General features: G+C 65.9%; 10 protein-coding genes. 6 read left to right on the plus strand and 4 right to left on the minus strand.

Going from position 1 to position 14,663, the window contains the following annotated elements:
- The first annotated feature begins 29 nt into the window (after positions 1-29).
- Positions 30-3,293 carry a PAS domain-containing hybrid sensor histidine kinase/response regulator gene (locus C8J45_RS05390; protein ID WP_258191296.1) on the plus strand — a complete coding sequence of 1,088 codons (3,264 nt, stop codon included), beginning with the start codon at positions 30-32 and terminating at the stop codon, positions 3,291-3,293.
- A gap of 321 nt (positions 3,294-3,614) precedes the next feature.
- On the opposite strand, the gene C8J45_RS05395 is transcribed toward C8J45_RS05390, so the two are convergent.
- Together C8J45_RS05395 and acs are read right to left on the minus strand one after the other, a co-directional pair.
- Positions 3,615-4,238: a response regulator transcription factor gene (locus C8J45_RS05395; RefSeq protein ID WP_107962138.1), complete on the minus strand. Its 624-nt coding sequence runs from the start codon at positions 4,236-4,238 to the stop codon at positions 3,615-3,617.
- Positions 4,235-6,190 (minus strand): acetate--CoA ligase, encoded by a 1,956-nt coding sequence (gene acs, locus C8J45_RS05400; RefSeq protein WP_107962139.1) that lies wholly within the window; start codon positions 6,188-6,190, stop codon positions 4,235-4,237. Before acs ends, C8J45_RS05395 begins: the two co-directional genes overlap by 4 nt.
- 154 nt (positions 6,191-6,344) lie before the next feature.
- Between acs and C8J45_RS05405 the strand changes: the two genes are divergently transcribed.
- The 3 genes from C8J45_RS05405 to C8J45_RS05415 all read left to right on the plus strand — a co-directional run bounded on the left by C8J45_RS05405 (position 6,345) and on the right by C8J45_RS05415 (position 11,539).
- Positions 6,345-7,793 (plus strand): DcaP family trimeric outer membrane transporter, encoded by a 1,449-nt coding sequence (locus tag C8J45_RS05405; protein ID WP_258191297.1) that lies wholly within the window; start codon positions 6,345-6,347, stop codon positions 7,791-7,793.
- 32 nt (positions 7,794-7,825) lie between these two features.
- On the plus strand, positions 7,826-9,493 hold the full coding sequence (locus tag C8J45_RS05410; protein ID WP_107962140.1) for an MFS transporter: 1,668 nt from the start codon (positions 7,826-7,828) through the stop codon (positions 9,491-9,493).
- A gap of 234 nt (positions 9,494-9,727) precedes the next feature.
- Entirely contained in the window at positions 9,728-11,539 is a 1,812-nt protein-coding gene (locus tag C8J45_RS05415) for a DUF885 family protein (protein ID WP_107962141.1), read from the plus strand.
- A 50-nt stretch (positions 11,540-11,589) separates the two neighbouring features.
- Here C8J45_RS05415 and C8J45_RS05420 read toward each other — a convergent pair whose 3' ends face one another.
- Positions 11,590-12,033 carry a hypothetical protein gene (locus C8J45_RS05420; protein ID WP_107962142.1) on the minus strand — a complete coding sequence of 148 codons (444 nt, stop codon included), beginning with the start codon at positions 12,031-12,033 and terminating at the stop codon, positions 11,590-11,592.
- A 592-nt stretch (positions 12,034-12,625) separates the two neighbouring features.
- On the opposite strand from C8J45_RS05420, the gene C8J45_RS05430 reads away from it, so the two are divergent.
- On the plus strand, positions 12,626-13,375 hold the full coding sequence (locus C8J45_RS05430; RefSeq protein ID WP_258191298.1) for a 2OG-Fe(II) oxygenase: 750 nt from the start codon (positions 12,626-12,628) through the stop codon (positions 13,373-13,375).
- 35 nt (positions 13,376-13,410) lie between these two features.
- Here C8J45_RS05430 and C8J45_RS05435 read toward each other — a convergent pair whose 3' ends face one another.
- On the minus strand, positions 13,411-14,106 hold the full coding sequence (locus tag C8J45_RS05435) for a L,D-transpeptidase (protein ID WP_219907342.1): 696 nt from the start codon (positions 14,104-14,106) through the stop codon (positions 13,411-13,413).
- Positions 14,107-14,413: 307 nt separating this feature from the next.
- Between C8J45_RS05435 and C8J45_RS18840 the strand changes: the two genes are divergently transcribed.
- The coding region (locus C8J45_RS18840; protein ID WP_181321098.1) for a hypothetical protein at positions 14,414-14,663 on the plus strand (250 nt) is incomplete at its 3' end.

The raw sequence follows: 14,663 nt of genomic DNA on the forward strand, positions 1-14,663 counted from the left end.
ACGGCGCCTTCCTGTTCACGGTCGCCTGGGTGGTGGACCGGCGCGGCCTGTCGCGCAGGCTCGGACGGATCGCGTATCCGCTGTCGCTGGCGGTGTATTGCAGCAGTTGGACGTTTTTCGGCGGCGTCGGCACCGCGGCGACGCGGGGATGGGATTACCTCGCCATCTATCTCGGCCCGGCTTTGGTGTTCCTGCTTGCGCCGAAGTTTCTCGCGCGGCTGGTGCGGCTGGCGCGCGAGGAGGGATCGAGTTCGATCTCCGACTTCATCTCCGCCCGCTACGGCCGCAGTCGGGGGACCGCGGCGATCGTCGCGGGCACGGCGTTGCTCGCATCGGTGCCGTATATCGCGCTTCAGTTGCGATCGGTGACGCTGAGTTTCGGCGCAATCGCGGGCGTGGGGAGTTCGGCGGAGGTCGGCACGTTCGTCGCGCTGTTGCTGGCGGTGTTCGCGATCGTCTTCGGCGCGCGGCGGTATGAAGTGGCGGGGCGCAACCCCGGCGTCGTCGCGGCGATCGCGGTGGAGTCGCTGATCAAGCTGCTCTGTTTCGTTGTGCTCGGGGTGGTGACGGTAACACTGCTCGCCGACGTGCCGGCGGAGACGCTCGCGCCACCGATGGCCCGGCTTCGGTCCGGCTTCACCTGGGGCGCGCTGTCGTCGGATTTCTGGGTGCGGACCTTGCTGTCGGCGTTGGCGATCCTGTGCCTGCCGCGGCAATTCTACGTCGGCGTGATCGAGGCGCGGGGACCTGACGCGATCGCCAGGGCGCGCGGCCCTTTCATTGCCTACATGGTGGTGATCTCGCTGCTCGTCCTGCCGCTGGCGCTCGCGGGCATGACACTGCTGCCATCCGATGCCGAGCCCGATCTCTACGTGCTCGCGGTGCCGTTGCAGCAGGGGCAGCATCTCGTCGCGCTGATCGCCTTCCTTGGTGGTTTCTCGGCGGCGACGGCGATGGTGGTGGTCGAGACGATCGCGCTGTCGACGATGGCGACCAACGACCTGCTTGCGCCGCTGCTGCTCCGGCGGCACGGCGAGGCGGGCGAAGGCGAGCTCGGTCGGCGGATGTTGCGCGTGCGGCGGATCATCATCGCCGCGATCGTCGCGGTCGCGTTGCTGTATGGACGGAGTCTTGGCGCGGACCTGCCGCTGGCGTCGATCGGACTGATCGCGTTCGCCGGTGTCGCACAGTTCGCGCCTGCGCTGATCGCGACGGTGGGGTGGAACTTCGCCAACCATACGGCCGCACGCGCTGGGCTGATCGGCGGCGTGATCGTCTGGATATACTGCCTGTTGCTGCCGTCGATCGGCGAGGGTGTCGGCCCGGCCTTGGCGCAGTTCACGCGCGGCTGGCTCGATCCCGATGCGTTGCTCGGCTGGCGGATCGGCTCGCCTTTGGTCAACGGCACGGTGTGGAGCCTCGGCGTCAACGTTGCGCTGATGGCCGGGCTGCATGTGCGCGAGAGGCATCGGGGGAACGCGGCGCTCGATCACGTCACGACACTCGGCGAATTGCGGATGCTGGTCGCGCGGTTCGTCGGCGACGGCGAGGCGGAGGCGATCGGGGTGGCGTCGCTCGATCTCCGCGCGCCGATCGATGGCCCCGCCGCGCGCACCGCCGAGCGGCTGATCGCGGGCGTGATCGGCGCACCCTCGGCGCGCAAGATCGTCGCGTCGAGCATCGCCGGGTCGGCGATCGACGTCAGCGACGTGGTCCGGCTGCTCGACCAGCGCGGGCGCTCGCTGCGGTTCTCGCGGACGCTATTGTCCGCGACGCTGGAGACGATCGATCCGGGGGTCAGCGTGATCGACGCCGACCTGCGGCTGGTCGCGTGGAATCCGCGCTATGTCGAGATGTTCGACTATCCCGAGGGCTATGTCGTCGTTGGGCGCTCGATCGCCGACCTGATCCGCTACAATGCCGAGCGCGAGGGCATCGCGGGGGATATCGCGGCGCATGTCGGCCGGCGGGTGGCGCATCTCGCGCGCGGGACGCCGCATAGTTTCGAGCGGCAGCGGCCATCGGGGCGGTGGATCAAGATGGTTGGGCGACCGATGCCGGGCGGTGGGTACGTCCAGAGCTTCACCGACATCACCGCGGAGAAGGAGGCGCAGGCCGATCTCGAGGCAAGGGTGGCGGCGCGGACGCAGGACCTCGCGCGGTCGAACCATATGCTCGGCGAGGCGCGCGCGATCGCCGAGACCGCGACGCGCGACAAGACGCGGTTCCTGGCGGCGGCGAGCCACGACCTGTTGCAGCCCCTTCACGCGGCGCGACTGTTCTGCGCGGCGCTTGCCGAGGACAGGGCGCCGCATCAGGCGGAACTGGTGCGCGCGATCGATGGCGCGATCGGGTCGGCGGACACGTTGCTGCGCGCGCTGCTCGATGTGTCGCGACTCGATGCGGGGGGCGTGGTGCCGAAGGTGGAGCGGTTTGCGCTGGGGGCGTTGATCGAGGAGCTGGCGGTGCAGTTTCGGCCGTTGGCGGGCGAACGTGGGCTGGTTCTGGCGGCGCATCCGGGGGCGTTCAGCGTGGCGACGGATCGGTCGCTGCTACGGTCGATTCTGCAGAATTTTCTGTCGAACGCGGTGCGCTATTCGGCGGATGGGCGGATCTGGATCGGGGCGCGGCGCAGGGGCGACGATGTGCTGATCGAGGTGCGCGACAACGGGCCGGGGATTGCTGCGGGTGACCGTGAGCGGATCTTCGAGGAGTTCGAGCGGCTCGAGAGCAAGGGGAGCGCGGGGGGCGGCGTCGGACTCGGGCTGGCGATCGTCCGGCGGATCGCGCGATTGCTCGGGTCGACGGTCGAGTTGCGATCGGAATTGGGGCGGGGGACGACGTTTGCGGTGCGCGTGCCGCTGGCGCCTGCCGGGCTGGATGTTGTGTTGCCCACGCCTCTGGCGAGCCGCGCGCTGGTGCCGGGGTTGCGGGTACTGTGTCTCGACAATGATGCGACGATCCTGGCGGCGCTCGATGCGGCGTTGCGGGCGCGGCGGTGCGTGCCGTTGCTGGCCGCGACGATCGCCGAGGCGTTGGAACTGGCGGCGGATGAGGAGCCGGACGTGGCGCTGGTCGACTTTCATCTGGACGAGGTGGAGGACGGACTGGATGTGGTTGCGCGGTTGCGGGCGATGGTGCCGGCGCCGGCGATTGCGCTGGTGACGGCGGATCGCGCGGTTGCGGACGATCCGCGGTGTGGTGGGCTTGTCGTGCTGACCAAGCCGGTCGTGCCGGCGGATTTGTGGCGGTTTATCGAGGATGCGTCTGCGGCCGCGGCGCTGGGAAGTTGAGGCTCCTTGATCCTCCCCCGCCAGGGGGAGGTGGCAGGCGCTTGCCTGACGGAGGGGGAGGAAAGAGGGAACCGCTGTTGCGTGGCCTCCCCCTCCGTCGCCTTCAGGGCCACCTCCCCCTTGCGGGGGAGGATTGAAACGGCGGCGGCATTTAGCTGGAGTGGCTGGCTCTCGGAACCAGTCAGCACTCTACCTTTCGAGCAAGGCATGTTTCCCCGCGAAGGCGGGGATCCAGACTGGGCTCCCGCCTTCGCGGGAGAACAAGGAGTTATGTGCTGCCGGGGATGCGGACTGGCTCTTGTCCAAGCGGCATGGCCTGCCTCAGTCGGCGAAGTGGATGTCCATTGCCCGCGCCGCCAGCACCGCCTGAGTGCGGTTCTGGACGCCTAGCTTGCGCAGGATGGCGGTCATGTGACCCTTCACCGTGCCTTCCGAAATGCCGAGGTCGAAGGCGACCTGCTTGTTCAGGCGGCCGGCGAGCACACCGAGCAGGACTTTCAGTTCGGTCGGGGTGAGGCTTGCAACACGCGTCGCCATGTCGTCTACGGAGGCACCTTCGATCGGCGCGTCGCGTTCGCCCGCGAGGGCTCGGGCTACGGCGGTTTCGAGCGTGGTCAGGTCGGCGGTCTTGGAGACGAAGCCGATCGCGCCATAGGCCCTCGCGCGGGGGGCGGCCTCGGCTTCGTTGGCCGAGGAGATCACCATGATCGGCGTGTCGGGGCGTTCTGCGTGAAGCAGCGCGACACCCGCAAACCCTTCCGAGCCCGGCATCCGCAGGTCGAGCAGGATCAAATCGAGCCGTTCCGCCCCCCGCACCGCGTCGACCGCTTCGCAGAGTTGCCCCGCCTCGATCACCACCGCGTCGGGCGCGGCGCGGCTGACCGCCAGTTTGAGCGCCTGGCGGAACAGCGGGTGATCGTCGGCGATGAGGATCGTGCGGGTCATGCCGGAACTGAAGTGGCCTCCTCGCGGCCCGCGATCAAGGCGTCGACCACCGCAGGATCGGCGAGGGTCGAGGTGTCGCCGAGCTGGTCGAGCTGGTTCTCCGCAATCTTCCGCAGGATGCGGCGCATGATCTTGCCTGACCGCGTCTTGGGCAAGGCCGGCGCGAACTGGAGGATGTCGGGCGTCGCGATCGGACCGATCTCGCGACGGACCCATTGGACGAGTTCCTTGCGCAGATCCTCGCTCGGCTCGGCGTTCGCGTTGAGCGTGACGTAGGCGTAGATGCCCTGGCCCTTCACGTCGTGCGGCATGCCGACGACCGCGGCTTCGGCGACCTTCGAATGCGCGACGAGCGCGCTCTCGACTTCGGCGGTGCCCATGCGGTGGCCGCTGACGTTGATGACGTCGTCGACGCGGCCGGTGATCCAGTAATAGCCGTCCTCGTCGCGGCGGCAGCCATCGCCGGTGAAATACTTGCCGGGATAGGTCGAGAAGTACGTCTGGAAGAAGCGCTCGTGATCGTTCCACACGGTCCGCATCTGCCCGGGCCAACTGTCGGCTATGACGAGATTGCCCTCTACCGCGCCGTCCAGAACCTTCCCGTCCGCATCGACCAGTTCGGGCATCACGCCGAACAGGGGTTTGGTCGCGCTACCGGGTTTCAGTGCGGTGGCGCCGGGCAAAGGCGAGATCATGTGCCCCCCCGTCTCGGTCTGCCACCAGGTGTCGACGATCGGGCAGCGGCCGTCGCCGACGACGTTATGGTACCAGTTCCACGCCTCGGGGTTGATCGGCTCGCCGACCGAGCCGAGCAGGCGGAGCGACTTGCGGCTGGTGCGCGTCACCCAGTCGTCGCCCTCGCGCATCAGCGAGCGGAGTGCGGTCGGTGCGGTGTAGAGGATGTTGACCTGGTACTTATCGACGATCTGCCAGAACCGGCTGTGATCGGGGTAGTTGGGTACGCCCTCGAACATCACGGTGGTCGCACCGTTGGCGAGCGCGCCGTACAGCGAATAGGTGTGGCCGGTGACCCAGCCGACGTCGGCGGCGCACCAGAAGATCTCGCCGGGGCGGTAGTTGAAGACGTATTCGTGCGTCATCGACGCCCACACCAGATAGCCGCCAGTCGAATGGAGCACGCCCTTGGGCTGGCCGGTCGAGCCGCTGGTGTAGAGGATGAATAGCGGGTCCTCGGCGTTCATCGGCTCAGGCGCGCAGTCGGTCGACTGGCCCTCGACGCAGTCCGCATACCAGCAGTCGCGGCCTTCGGTCATGGTCACCTTGCCGCTGGTGCGACGGACGACGATCACCGTCTCGACCGCGAGATCGCCGTGGTCGAGCGCGGCGTCGACATTGGCCTTCAGCGGCACGGTCTTGCCCCCACGCAGACCTTCGTCGGCGGTGATGACGATGCGACTGTCGCAGTCGTGGATGCGGTTGCACAGGCTCTCGGGCGAGAAACCGCCGAACACCACCGAATGGATCGCGCCGATCCGCGCGCAGGCGAGCATCGCGAACGCCGCTTCGGGGATCATCGGCAGATAGATCGTGACGCGGTCGCCCTTCTTGACGCCCTTCGCCTTCAGCGCGTTGCCGAGCTTCGACACCTCGTCGCGGAGTTCGGCATAGCTGATCTTGCGGTCGTCGGCGGGGTCGTCGCCTTCCCACAGGATCGCGGTCGCGTCGGGGCGCGCGTCGGCGTGGCGATCGACGCAGTTGGCGGCGACGTTGAGCTGGCCGTCCTCGAACCAGCGGATGTGGAAGTCGCTCTCGTCGAACGACGTGTCCTTGATCTTCGTCGGGGGCACGATCCAGTCGAGGCGCTTGGCCTCCTTCGCCCAGAACGCGTCGGGATCGGTCGCGGCCTCGGCATACATCCGGTCATAGGCGGCGGCATCGATCAGGGCGTCCTTCGCCCATTCCGCGGGGACGGGATAGCTTGCCTCGGTCATCTGGCTCTCCTTTTGCCGCGCTGTACGCGGTCACGTTCGGGCGATCATCCCGCACCAAAGTAAGGGGTGGACGGAGGGACGCAATGCGCCATGATGACGACGCTAATTCCACGCGTAAGACCAGTGGAAAAGTGCGGAGACGGGGATGACATTCATGGCGTTCAAGAAACGGCTGGCCTTGACGGCGCTGCTCGCGGGCACCGCGCTGGTACCCGGCGTGGCGCAAGCGCAGACGGCGCGCGAGGTCGAGCTCGAGACTCGGCTGAAGGCGCTGGAAGCGGCGGTGCAGGACCTGCGCGGCGAGCTGAACGCAGCGCGGGCGACGGCTGCGGCCGCGCCACGACCTGCCGCTCCGGCGACGTCGACCGCCGCACCGACCGCGGTCGCGTCCGCGCCGAACGACCTGCATCCGACGGCCCCCGTCGGGCCGACCGCGCCGACCGCGCTTGCCGAAGCGAAAGCACCTGCCGCAGCGTCGACCGACGGGTTCAAGGTCGCGGGGACGACGGTCAAGCTCAACGGCTTCATCAAGACCTGGGCATCGGTCAGTCGCTACAGCGGCGGCAACATCGCGCCGGAATCGGTCGGTCGCGACTTCTATTTCCCGAGCATGATCCCGGTCGGCGGTCGTAACGAGGGCAACAGCCTAGAATCGCACGCCAAGCAGACGCGGATCGTGCTGGCGACCGACACGCCGATCGCGGGACACAGCCTGAAGGGTCTGCTCGAAGTCGATTTCCAGGTCGTACCGGGATCGCAGGGTAACCAGCGCGTCGTCAGCGGCTACAACCCCGGTCTGCGTCGCGCGTTCTTCACCTACGACAACTGGCTGTTCGGTCAGGAATGGACGACCTTCCAGTATATCGGCGCACTGCCCGAAACGACCGACTTCATCGGACCGTCGGAAGGTAGCGTGTTCGTCCGGCAGGCTCAGGTGCGGTATACACGCAAATTGAGCGATACGCTGACGGTGTCGGTCGCGGCCGAGAACCCGGAGACCGCGTCGACCGGCCTGACCTCTGCCGCGATCGTCGAGAATGCGGACGATCGCCTGCCCGACGTCGCGGCTCGACTGAACTACAAGACCGCGTTCGGCGAGTTTTCGCTGGCGGGTCTGGCGCGCAAGCTGACGATCGATACCGGTTCGCTGAACGAGAGTGCGACGGGCTGGGGCGTGTCGTTCGCGGGCAAGGTGCCGCTCGACGTATCGGGCCGTTCCGACATTCGTTTCATGGTCACGCATGGCGACGGGATCGGCCGGTATGTCGGCCTGAATCTCGCGCCCGACGCCGTCTTCGCGGCGGTGCCGGGAGCGGAATTGCGGACGCCCAGCCTCACCGCTGGCTTCGCGGCGCTCAAGCTCGGCTGGACCGACAAGCTGCGCTCGACCTTCATCGGCAGCGTCCAGTCGATCGATTATCCGACCGGCGGCGAACCGATCGGCGCGAGTGCGTCGGCGTGGAGCACGTCCGCCAACCTGTTCTTCTCGCCGATCAAGGCCATCGATCTGGGTGTCGAGTTCCGCCACGCGGAACGGCGGCTGGTCGACGGCCAGGTCGGCAAGCTCGACCGCGGCGAACTCGCCGCACGCTACTCGTTCTAAAGCATAATCGCTCCACCTGAGAGGATACCGCCATGGCGACTACAACAGGGGATGCTTCGCCCCTCGGGCATGTGAAGCAGAGCCAGCCGCTCATCATCATCGCGTCGTCGCTCGGCGCGGTGTTCGAATGGTATGATTTCTATCTCTACGGCCTGCTGGCGACGATCATCACCGCGCAGTTCTTCTCGGGCGTCAACGAGACCACCGGGTTCATCTTCGCGCTAGCGGCGTTCGCGGCCGGCTTCGCGGTGCGGCCGTTCGGCGCGCTCGTGTTCGGACGGATCGGCGATGTCGTCGGCCGCAAGAACACGTTCCTCGTGACGATGGCGATCATGGGCCTGTCGACCTTCCTGGTCGGCCTGCTGCCAAGCTACGCGTCGGTCGGCGTCGCCGCGCCGATCGCGCTCGTCGTGCTGCGCCTGTTGCAGGGCCTCGCGCTCGGCGGCGAATATGGTGGTGCTGCGACCTATGTCGCCGAGCACGCGCCCGACAAGAAGCGCGGGCTGTTCACCAGCTTCATCCAGACCACCGCCTCGCTCGGGCTGTTCGCGGCGCTGCTGATCGTCATCGGCGTACGTACGCTGGTGGGCGAAGAAGCGTTCGCGGCATGGGGCTGGCGTATCCCGTTCATCGTGTCGATCGCGCTGCTCGCAGTGTCGCTCTGGATCCGCATGCAGCTCGAAGAGAGCCCGGTTTTCCAGAAGATGAAGGACGAGGGCAAGACCTCGAAGGCGCCGCTGACCGAAGCGTTCGGGCAATGGAGCAACCTCAAGGTCGTGCTGATCGCGCTGTTCGGTGCGGTCGTCGGGCAGGGCGTCGTGTTCTACACCAGCCAGTTCTACGCGTTGTTCTTCCTCGAGAAGAATTTGCGCGTCGATGGGCCGACCACCAACATCCTGATCGCGATCGCGCTGTTGATCGCGACGCCGGCGTTCATCTTCTTCGGCTGGCTGTCGGACAAGATCGGGCGCAAATATATCATCCTGACTGGCTGCGCGCTCGCGGCACTGACGTACATGCCGCTGTTCCATGCGCTGTCGAAGGCGGCCAACCCGGCGCTCTATGCCGCGCAGGCCAATTCGCCGGTAACCGTCGTCGCCAATCCCGACGAGTGCTCGGTGCAGTTCGATCCGGTCGGCAAGAACAAGTTCGACAGCAGCTCGTGCGACATCGCCAAGGCGTATCTGGCGAAGGCCGGCATCTCCTACGCGAACGTGATCGCACCCGCCGGCACCGTCGCGCAGATCCATATCGGCGGCGCGACCATCCCGGTCGTCAACCCGGCGGTGGTATCGGGGCCTGAAAAGGCTGCTGCGATCAAGACGTTCGGTGGCGAGGTGAAGGCTGCACTGACTGCGGTCGGCTACCCTGAAAAGGCGGACCCGGCGCAGATCAACAAGCCGATGGTCGTAGCGATCCTCGTCCTGCTCGTGCTGTACGTGACGATGGTCTACGGCCCGATCGCGGCGCTGCTGGTCGAGCTGTTCCCGACGCGGATCCGCTACACGTCGATGTCGCTGCCCTATCATATCGGCAATGGCTGGTTCGGCGGGTTCCTGCCTACCGCGGCGTTCGCGATGGTCGCGGCGACGGGGGATATCTATTACGGGCTCTGGTATCCGATCCTCGCCTGCGCAGTGACGGCGGTTGTCGGTCTCGTGTTCCTGCCAGAGACGTTCCGTCGGTCGCTGCATAGCTGAGGCGACATGATCCGATCGTGACGATCGGTACAGCGACGTAACACCACGGCGGTGTCGGCCCGGTTGCCAACCGGATCGACACCGCCGATCGTCGTTATACGACTTGGCAAGCGGCCGCCGCGGACGACGCGCTCTGCGATCCATCCCATCGCGCTTCCGGCATATTTCGACGGGATGCTTTCTGTTGGCGTACCCGATAGGCTGGCTGCACGACAGTTGATCGAAGGAGTGGATATGCATCGCCGTAAATTTCTCGCGAGCGCGACCGCTGCGTCCGTGGTCGGCACGCTGCCGATCCGGGCCGAGGCGGCCACTGCCGATCGCAATACGGCGCTTCGCACGATGCTCGACCGGTTCTTCTACGCGCGGCTCGATGCCTCGCCCGAGCAGGCGACCCGGCTTGGGTTGGATAGCGGCAGCCGCTCCGCACTGAAATCCAAGCTCGACGATCAGTCGTCGGCCGGACAGGCGGACGATCTGGCGCGTGCCAAGGCCGAACTGGCCGAGCTCCGGTCGTTCGGTACGCATGGCCTCTCGCCGGCCGCGGCGCTAGATTACGAGGTCGTGAGCTATCAGCTGACCCGTGCGGTGGCCGGCGCAGAGCGTTTCACGTACGGCGATAGTCTCGGTCGGTTTGCGCCTTATGTCCTGAGCCAGTTGACCGGTCCTTACCGCGACGTGCCCGATTTCCTCGAATCGCAGACGCGCGTGCGCGACGCGGACGAGGCCGACGCCTATCTCGAGCGGCTCTCGGCCTTCCCGAAAGCGATCGACGACAGCACAAGGCGGCAACGCAGCGATGCAGCGCGCGGCGTGTTCGCGCCCGACTATATTCTCGACACCACGCTGAAGCAGCTTGGTAGTGCGATGGAGCGTCCGGCGGATCAGACGGTGATGGTCGCAAGTTTCGCCGCCAAACTGAAGGCCGCCAATCTTCCGCCCGAGCGCGTCGCGAAGGCGACGGCGATCGTGCAGCGCGACGTCGTTCCAGCGCTGGAACGTCAGCGCGCGCTGGTCGCCGAACTCCGCGGCAAGGCGGTGCACGACGCAGGCTGCTGGCGTTTGCCCGACGGCGATGCCTATTACACCGCCGCAGCGGAGGCCGCGACGACGGTGGCGATGAGCGGTGACGAGATCCACCGTCTGGGGCTGGCGCAGGTTGCTGAAATCGGTGCGCGGATCGACACGATCCTGAAGGCGCAGGGCATGACCAAGGGCAGCGTCGGCGAACGGCTGGTCGCGCTCAACCAGCGACCCGACCAGCTCTATCCGAACACCGACGCCGGCCGCGATGCGTTGCTGGCGCATCTCAACCGCCAGATCGTCGCGATGCAGGCCCGCCTGCCCGAGGCGTTCGCAAGCCTGCCCAAGGCGCCGGTCGAAGTTCGCCGCGTGCCGCCGACCATTCAGGCCGGTGCACCTGGTGGGTATTATCAGAATGCGTCGCTCGACGGATCGCGACCCGCGATCTACTACATAAATCTGCGCGACACCTTCGATCGTCCGAAATTCGGTCTTGCGACGCTGACGCATCATGAGGCCGTACCGGGTCATCATCTTCAGGTGAGCCTCGCGCTCGAAAGCACCGAAATTCCTTTGATCCGCCGTCGCGGATTTTTCAGCGGCTATTCAGAAGGTTGGGCCTTGTATGCCGAGCAACTCGCCGACGAGATGGGGATGTATGAAGGCGACCCGCTCGGGAAGGTCGGATATCTCCAGTCGCTGCTGTTCCGCGCGACGCGGCTCGTCGTGGACAGCGGCATGCATGCCAAGCGCTGGAGCCGCGAGCGAGCGACCGACTATCTGATCGCCACTACGGGTATTGCACGGGGACGAAGCCAGGGCGAGATCGATCGCTACACGGTTTGGCCGGGGCAGGCGTGCAGCTACAAGATCGGCCATACCGTCTGGACCCGCCTGCGTGCCGAAGCGGAGAAAAAGCCGGGCTTCTCGTTGAAGCAATTCCACGCCGTCCTGCTCCAGGGCGCGATGCCGCTTGCGATTTTGGAGCGCGTCGTTCGCCGAGGGGGCATTGCAGTCGGCTGATCCGGCAGCTTTCCGATGCCTGCGGTCGGCCGATTGGTATGGGTACGGGTTTAGCGCGAAAAGCATTGCTGCATGTAAGCGATCCGGGTCGGACCATCGGCGTGCGCCGAGTCGCCGGGAAACCCGCGCATCGAGTTTTCGAGTTTGCCGAGCTCATCTCGCGACAGCCAACCCTGGATCTTGCCCTGCTGAACCGACCAGCAGTCCGCAGCGGCCTCGCCCGGACCGAATATCTGATGCGCGCATTCATGCGTATACCAGAAGAGCTGCTGTGCGCGGGGCAGATTGAGGACGCGGGGATGGAGGATGATCCGTCCACGATAGGCTGCTGCGATATCGTCGATCGGCTTGATCATCGTGTCGACCGGACCACAGGTCGCGCGGTAACCGGCCAGCAGCAGAGCGCCTGGCAGGATAAGACGCTGCGCAGCCGCAGGGTGGGGAGCGAGCGCGAGCAACGACGCCGCCGCGCATGCGAGAATGTTTTTGAACATGACGATCCTAGCCCCGCGGACCGCGAGGACGTGTCAGAGGAATTTTGGGAATTGCGCGCCGATGGACGGCGGCGACCTGACTACAGGTCGGGCTGCACTATCTGAGGTACAGGAACAGGAGCCCGGCCCAGAGGAGCAGCGAAAGCAGCAGGGCGGCAACCAGGCCGAGCGCTACCGGGTAGAAGATATCATCGGCCGACGGTTCTGGTACGAACCGCAGGGTATCACGTCGCTTGATACGCGACGTGGTGGTAGGCGTTGCTGCTCGCAGCGTACGAAATATCGATTCCGCACCTGCCGAAAATATCGGTTGCATGATAGGTCTCCGCCGATGTCCGTTAAATCGCGTCACCCGTCGCTCTCGCCGGCAGCGGAGCGTGGGATGTTCCCGAACTCTTCGGTCTGGTGCGACTTAGCGCATCCATCAGGGCGGGGTGGTCGCGAAAAATTCGCTCAACCGGCCTAACCTATGTTGGTCGTATAAGATAAACGTACGTTAGAGCCGAAAGATGCATCTACTAAAAATATAAATCCATGATAGGAATGTAGGCTATCGCTCTGGTCGAAATGCGATGACTAAGGCAGTGAAAAGATGTCGGAATTTCTCAATACTGGCGCGTGGCCGACCGATGTTTCCGGTAACACGTCGTTGATATCCGCGCGATTGAACGCGCTTGATCTTCGTGATGGTCAGATGGAGGCGCTCACCCGTGCCGACTCTGCGATCGGCGTTCGCGAACGGATCGCGTGCTATCCCGATGCCGTTCGCATCCCGGCGAACAGTGTCGAGCTGTATATCGTCCGTAATTTCCTGTCGGTCGAAGAATGCGATGCACTGATAGCGCTGATCGATGACAATCGCGTGCCATCACCCGTAGTTGCCGACAACCCGGTTCCTTTGTCGCGCACCAGCGAGACCTGTTACCTGTACGCCGGGCCTGGTCCCGTGACGGTGGTCGAGACTAAGTTAGATGCGCTGACGGGGCTCGAACCGCGGTTCGGCGAGGCACTGCAGGGCCAGCGCTATGCGGTAGGACAGGAGTTCAAGCCGCATCACGACTATTTCGATACCGGCCAGCTGTATTGGCGAAATCAGGTGCCGATCGGTGGTCAGCGGACCTGGTCGGCGATGACGTTCCTCAACGAGCCCGAAGCGGGCGGCCGCACGAACTTCCCGACCGCGGGCGTGATGATCGCACCGAAAGCGGGCAACCTGGTGATCTGGAACAACATGGACGAGCTGGGCCGTCCGAATCCGGGGTCGCTGCATCAGGGCATGCCCGTCGAACAGGGCACGAAATACGTCCTGACCAAATGGTATCGCGAACGGCCTTGGGGCTGAGCCGGTCGAGGACTGGTTCGGCTCGGTCCGGTTACTTAGTTCGGAACTGCAAAGACGCTGCGTAACGGCTTGGTTTCAGGAAGAATGTAGACGATCCCGACGGTCTCGGTGAACAGTGGCTTCACGACGTCGTCGTAGAATTTGGCGGGCACGTTGATGCAGCCGTACGAAATCCGGTTGTCGTCCGGCGATGCGGACGCAAGTCGCGCGGCACGGTGATCCTGGGGCCGACCGGCGATGACGCGGTGCAGCGAGAGCGCGGCATCGTAATCGACCCACAATATATCTTGGTCGAAATCGTTGCCGAGCGAGGCCTGAAAACGACCTGCGGGCGTGGTGCGCTCGGCCGGCGTGATCGTCGCCAGCTTTCGGTGCCCGATACCAGGTACGCTGGCATCGCTGCGCGCCAAGCCGAGCAGGGCGGGGGAAGCACCCCGAAGCGAGCCCTTGCCATCGAACGCCAGGACCTTGGCATTCACCTTGTCGATGACGATGAACGGCAAACCGCGATTGTCGTGCGACGTCGTCACCCAGTTGGCCGTGTCGCGCGCATCGCGCGAGGTCGCTTCGCCTTGGAATTGGACGATCTCTGCGCCGATGGACGACGCCGCTGTCGTCGCGCCCTTACCGGCCGGCTTTGGGGCGCTCGCCGGTGCGGCGTTTGCGGAGGAGGCACTGATCGTGATCGCGAAGACCAGCGAGGCGAGGGCTCGCTGGCGCAATGGTCTCATCAGTTTCGCGCCTGCTTGCGAGGATAGACCGGAACCGTGGGTTTGGTGGGTGGCGTCGGCACGGGCGGCACGGTGACGTTCTGCGTCGGTGGCGTCGGGGTCGGCGGGACGAACGTGGTGCCGACCGGGGGGCTGCCCTCGGGCATTTCCACCCTGACGATTCCAGGGCGATCGGGCGTTGGCGGAGTCACACCGCCGTCGACGATCTCGATCGGCGGCGGATTTGGAACGCGGACGCGAACGGGCGGAACCTCGATAATCGGCCTTGTCGCGTTGGGAAGCTGCGGCACGACCGGGGGCGTTGGCGTTGGCGTTGGCGTTGGCGTTGGCGTTGGCGTTGGCGTTGGGGCCGGAGCTGGAGCTGGAGCTGGAGCCGGGGCAGGCGCTGGAGCTGGCGCTGGAGCTGGCGCTGGAGCTGGAGCGGGCGCTGGAGCCGGGGCAGGCGCTGGCGCTGGCGCTGGAGCCGGGGCGGGTGCTGGAGCCGGGGCGGGCGCTGGTGCCGGGGCGGGTGCTGGAGCCGGGGCGGGCGCTGGTGCCGGGGCGGGTGCTGGAGCCGG

It is taken from the genome of Sphingomonas sp. PP-CE-3G-477 (assembly GCF_003050745.1).
GTDB lineage: Bacteria > Pseudomonadota > Alphaproteobacteria > Sphingomonadales > Sphingomonadaceae > Sphingomonas.

Coding starts and splice junctions, on each gene's coding strand:
- C8J45_RS05395 (WP_107962138.1), bottom strand. CDS start 4,238: ATGACCCGCACGATCCTCATCGCCGACGATCACCCGCTGTTCCGCCAG.
- acs (WP_107962139.1), bottom strand. CDS start 6,190: ATGACCGAGGCAAGCTATCCCGTCCCCGCGGAATGGGCGAAGGACGCC.
- C8J45_RS05405 (WP_258191297.1), top strand. CDS start 6,345: ATGGCGTTCAAGAAACGGCTGGCCTTGACGGCGCTGCTCGCGGGCACC.
- C8J45_RS05410 (WP_107962140.1), top strand. CDS start 7,826: ATGGCGACTACAACAGGGGATGCTTCGCCCCTCGGGCATGTGAAGCAG.
- C8J45_RS05415 (WP_107962141.1), top strand. CDS start 9,728: ATGCATCGCCGTAAATTTCTCGCGAGCGCGACCGCTGCGTCCGTGGTC.
- C8J45_RS05420 (WP_107962142.1), bottom strand. CDS start 12,033: ATGTTCAAAAACATTCTCGCATGCGCGGCGGCGTCGTTGCTCGCGCTC.
- C8J45_RS05430 (WP_258191298.1), top strand. CDS start 12,626: ATGTCGGAATTTCTCAATACTGGCGCGTGGCCGACCGATGTTTCCGGT.
- C8J45_RS05435 (WP_219907342.1), bottom strand. CDS start 14,106: ATGAGACCATTGCGCCAGCGAGCCCTCGCCTCGCTGGTCTTCGCGATC.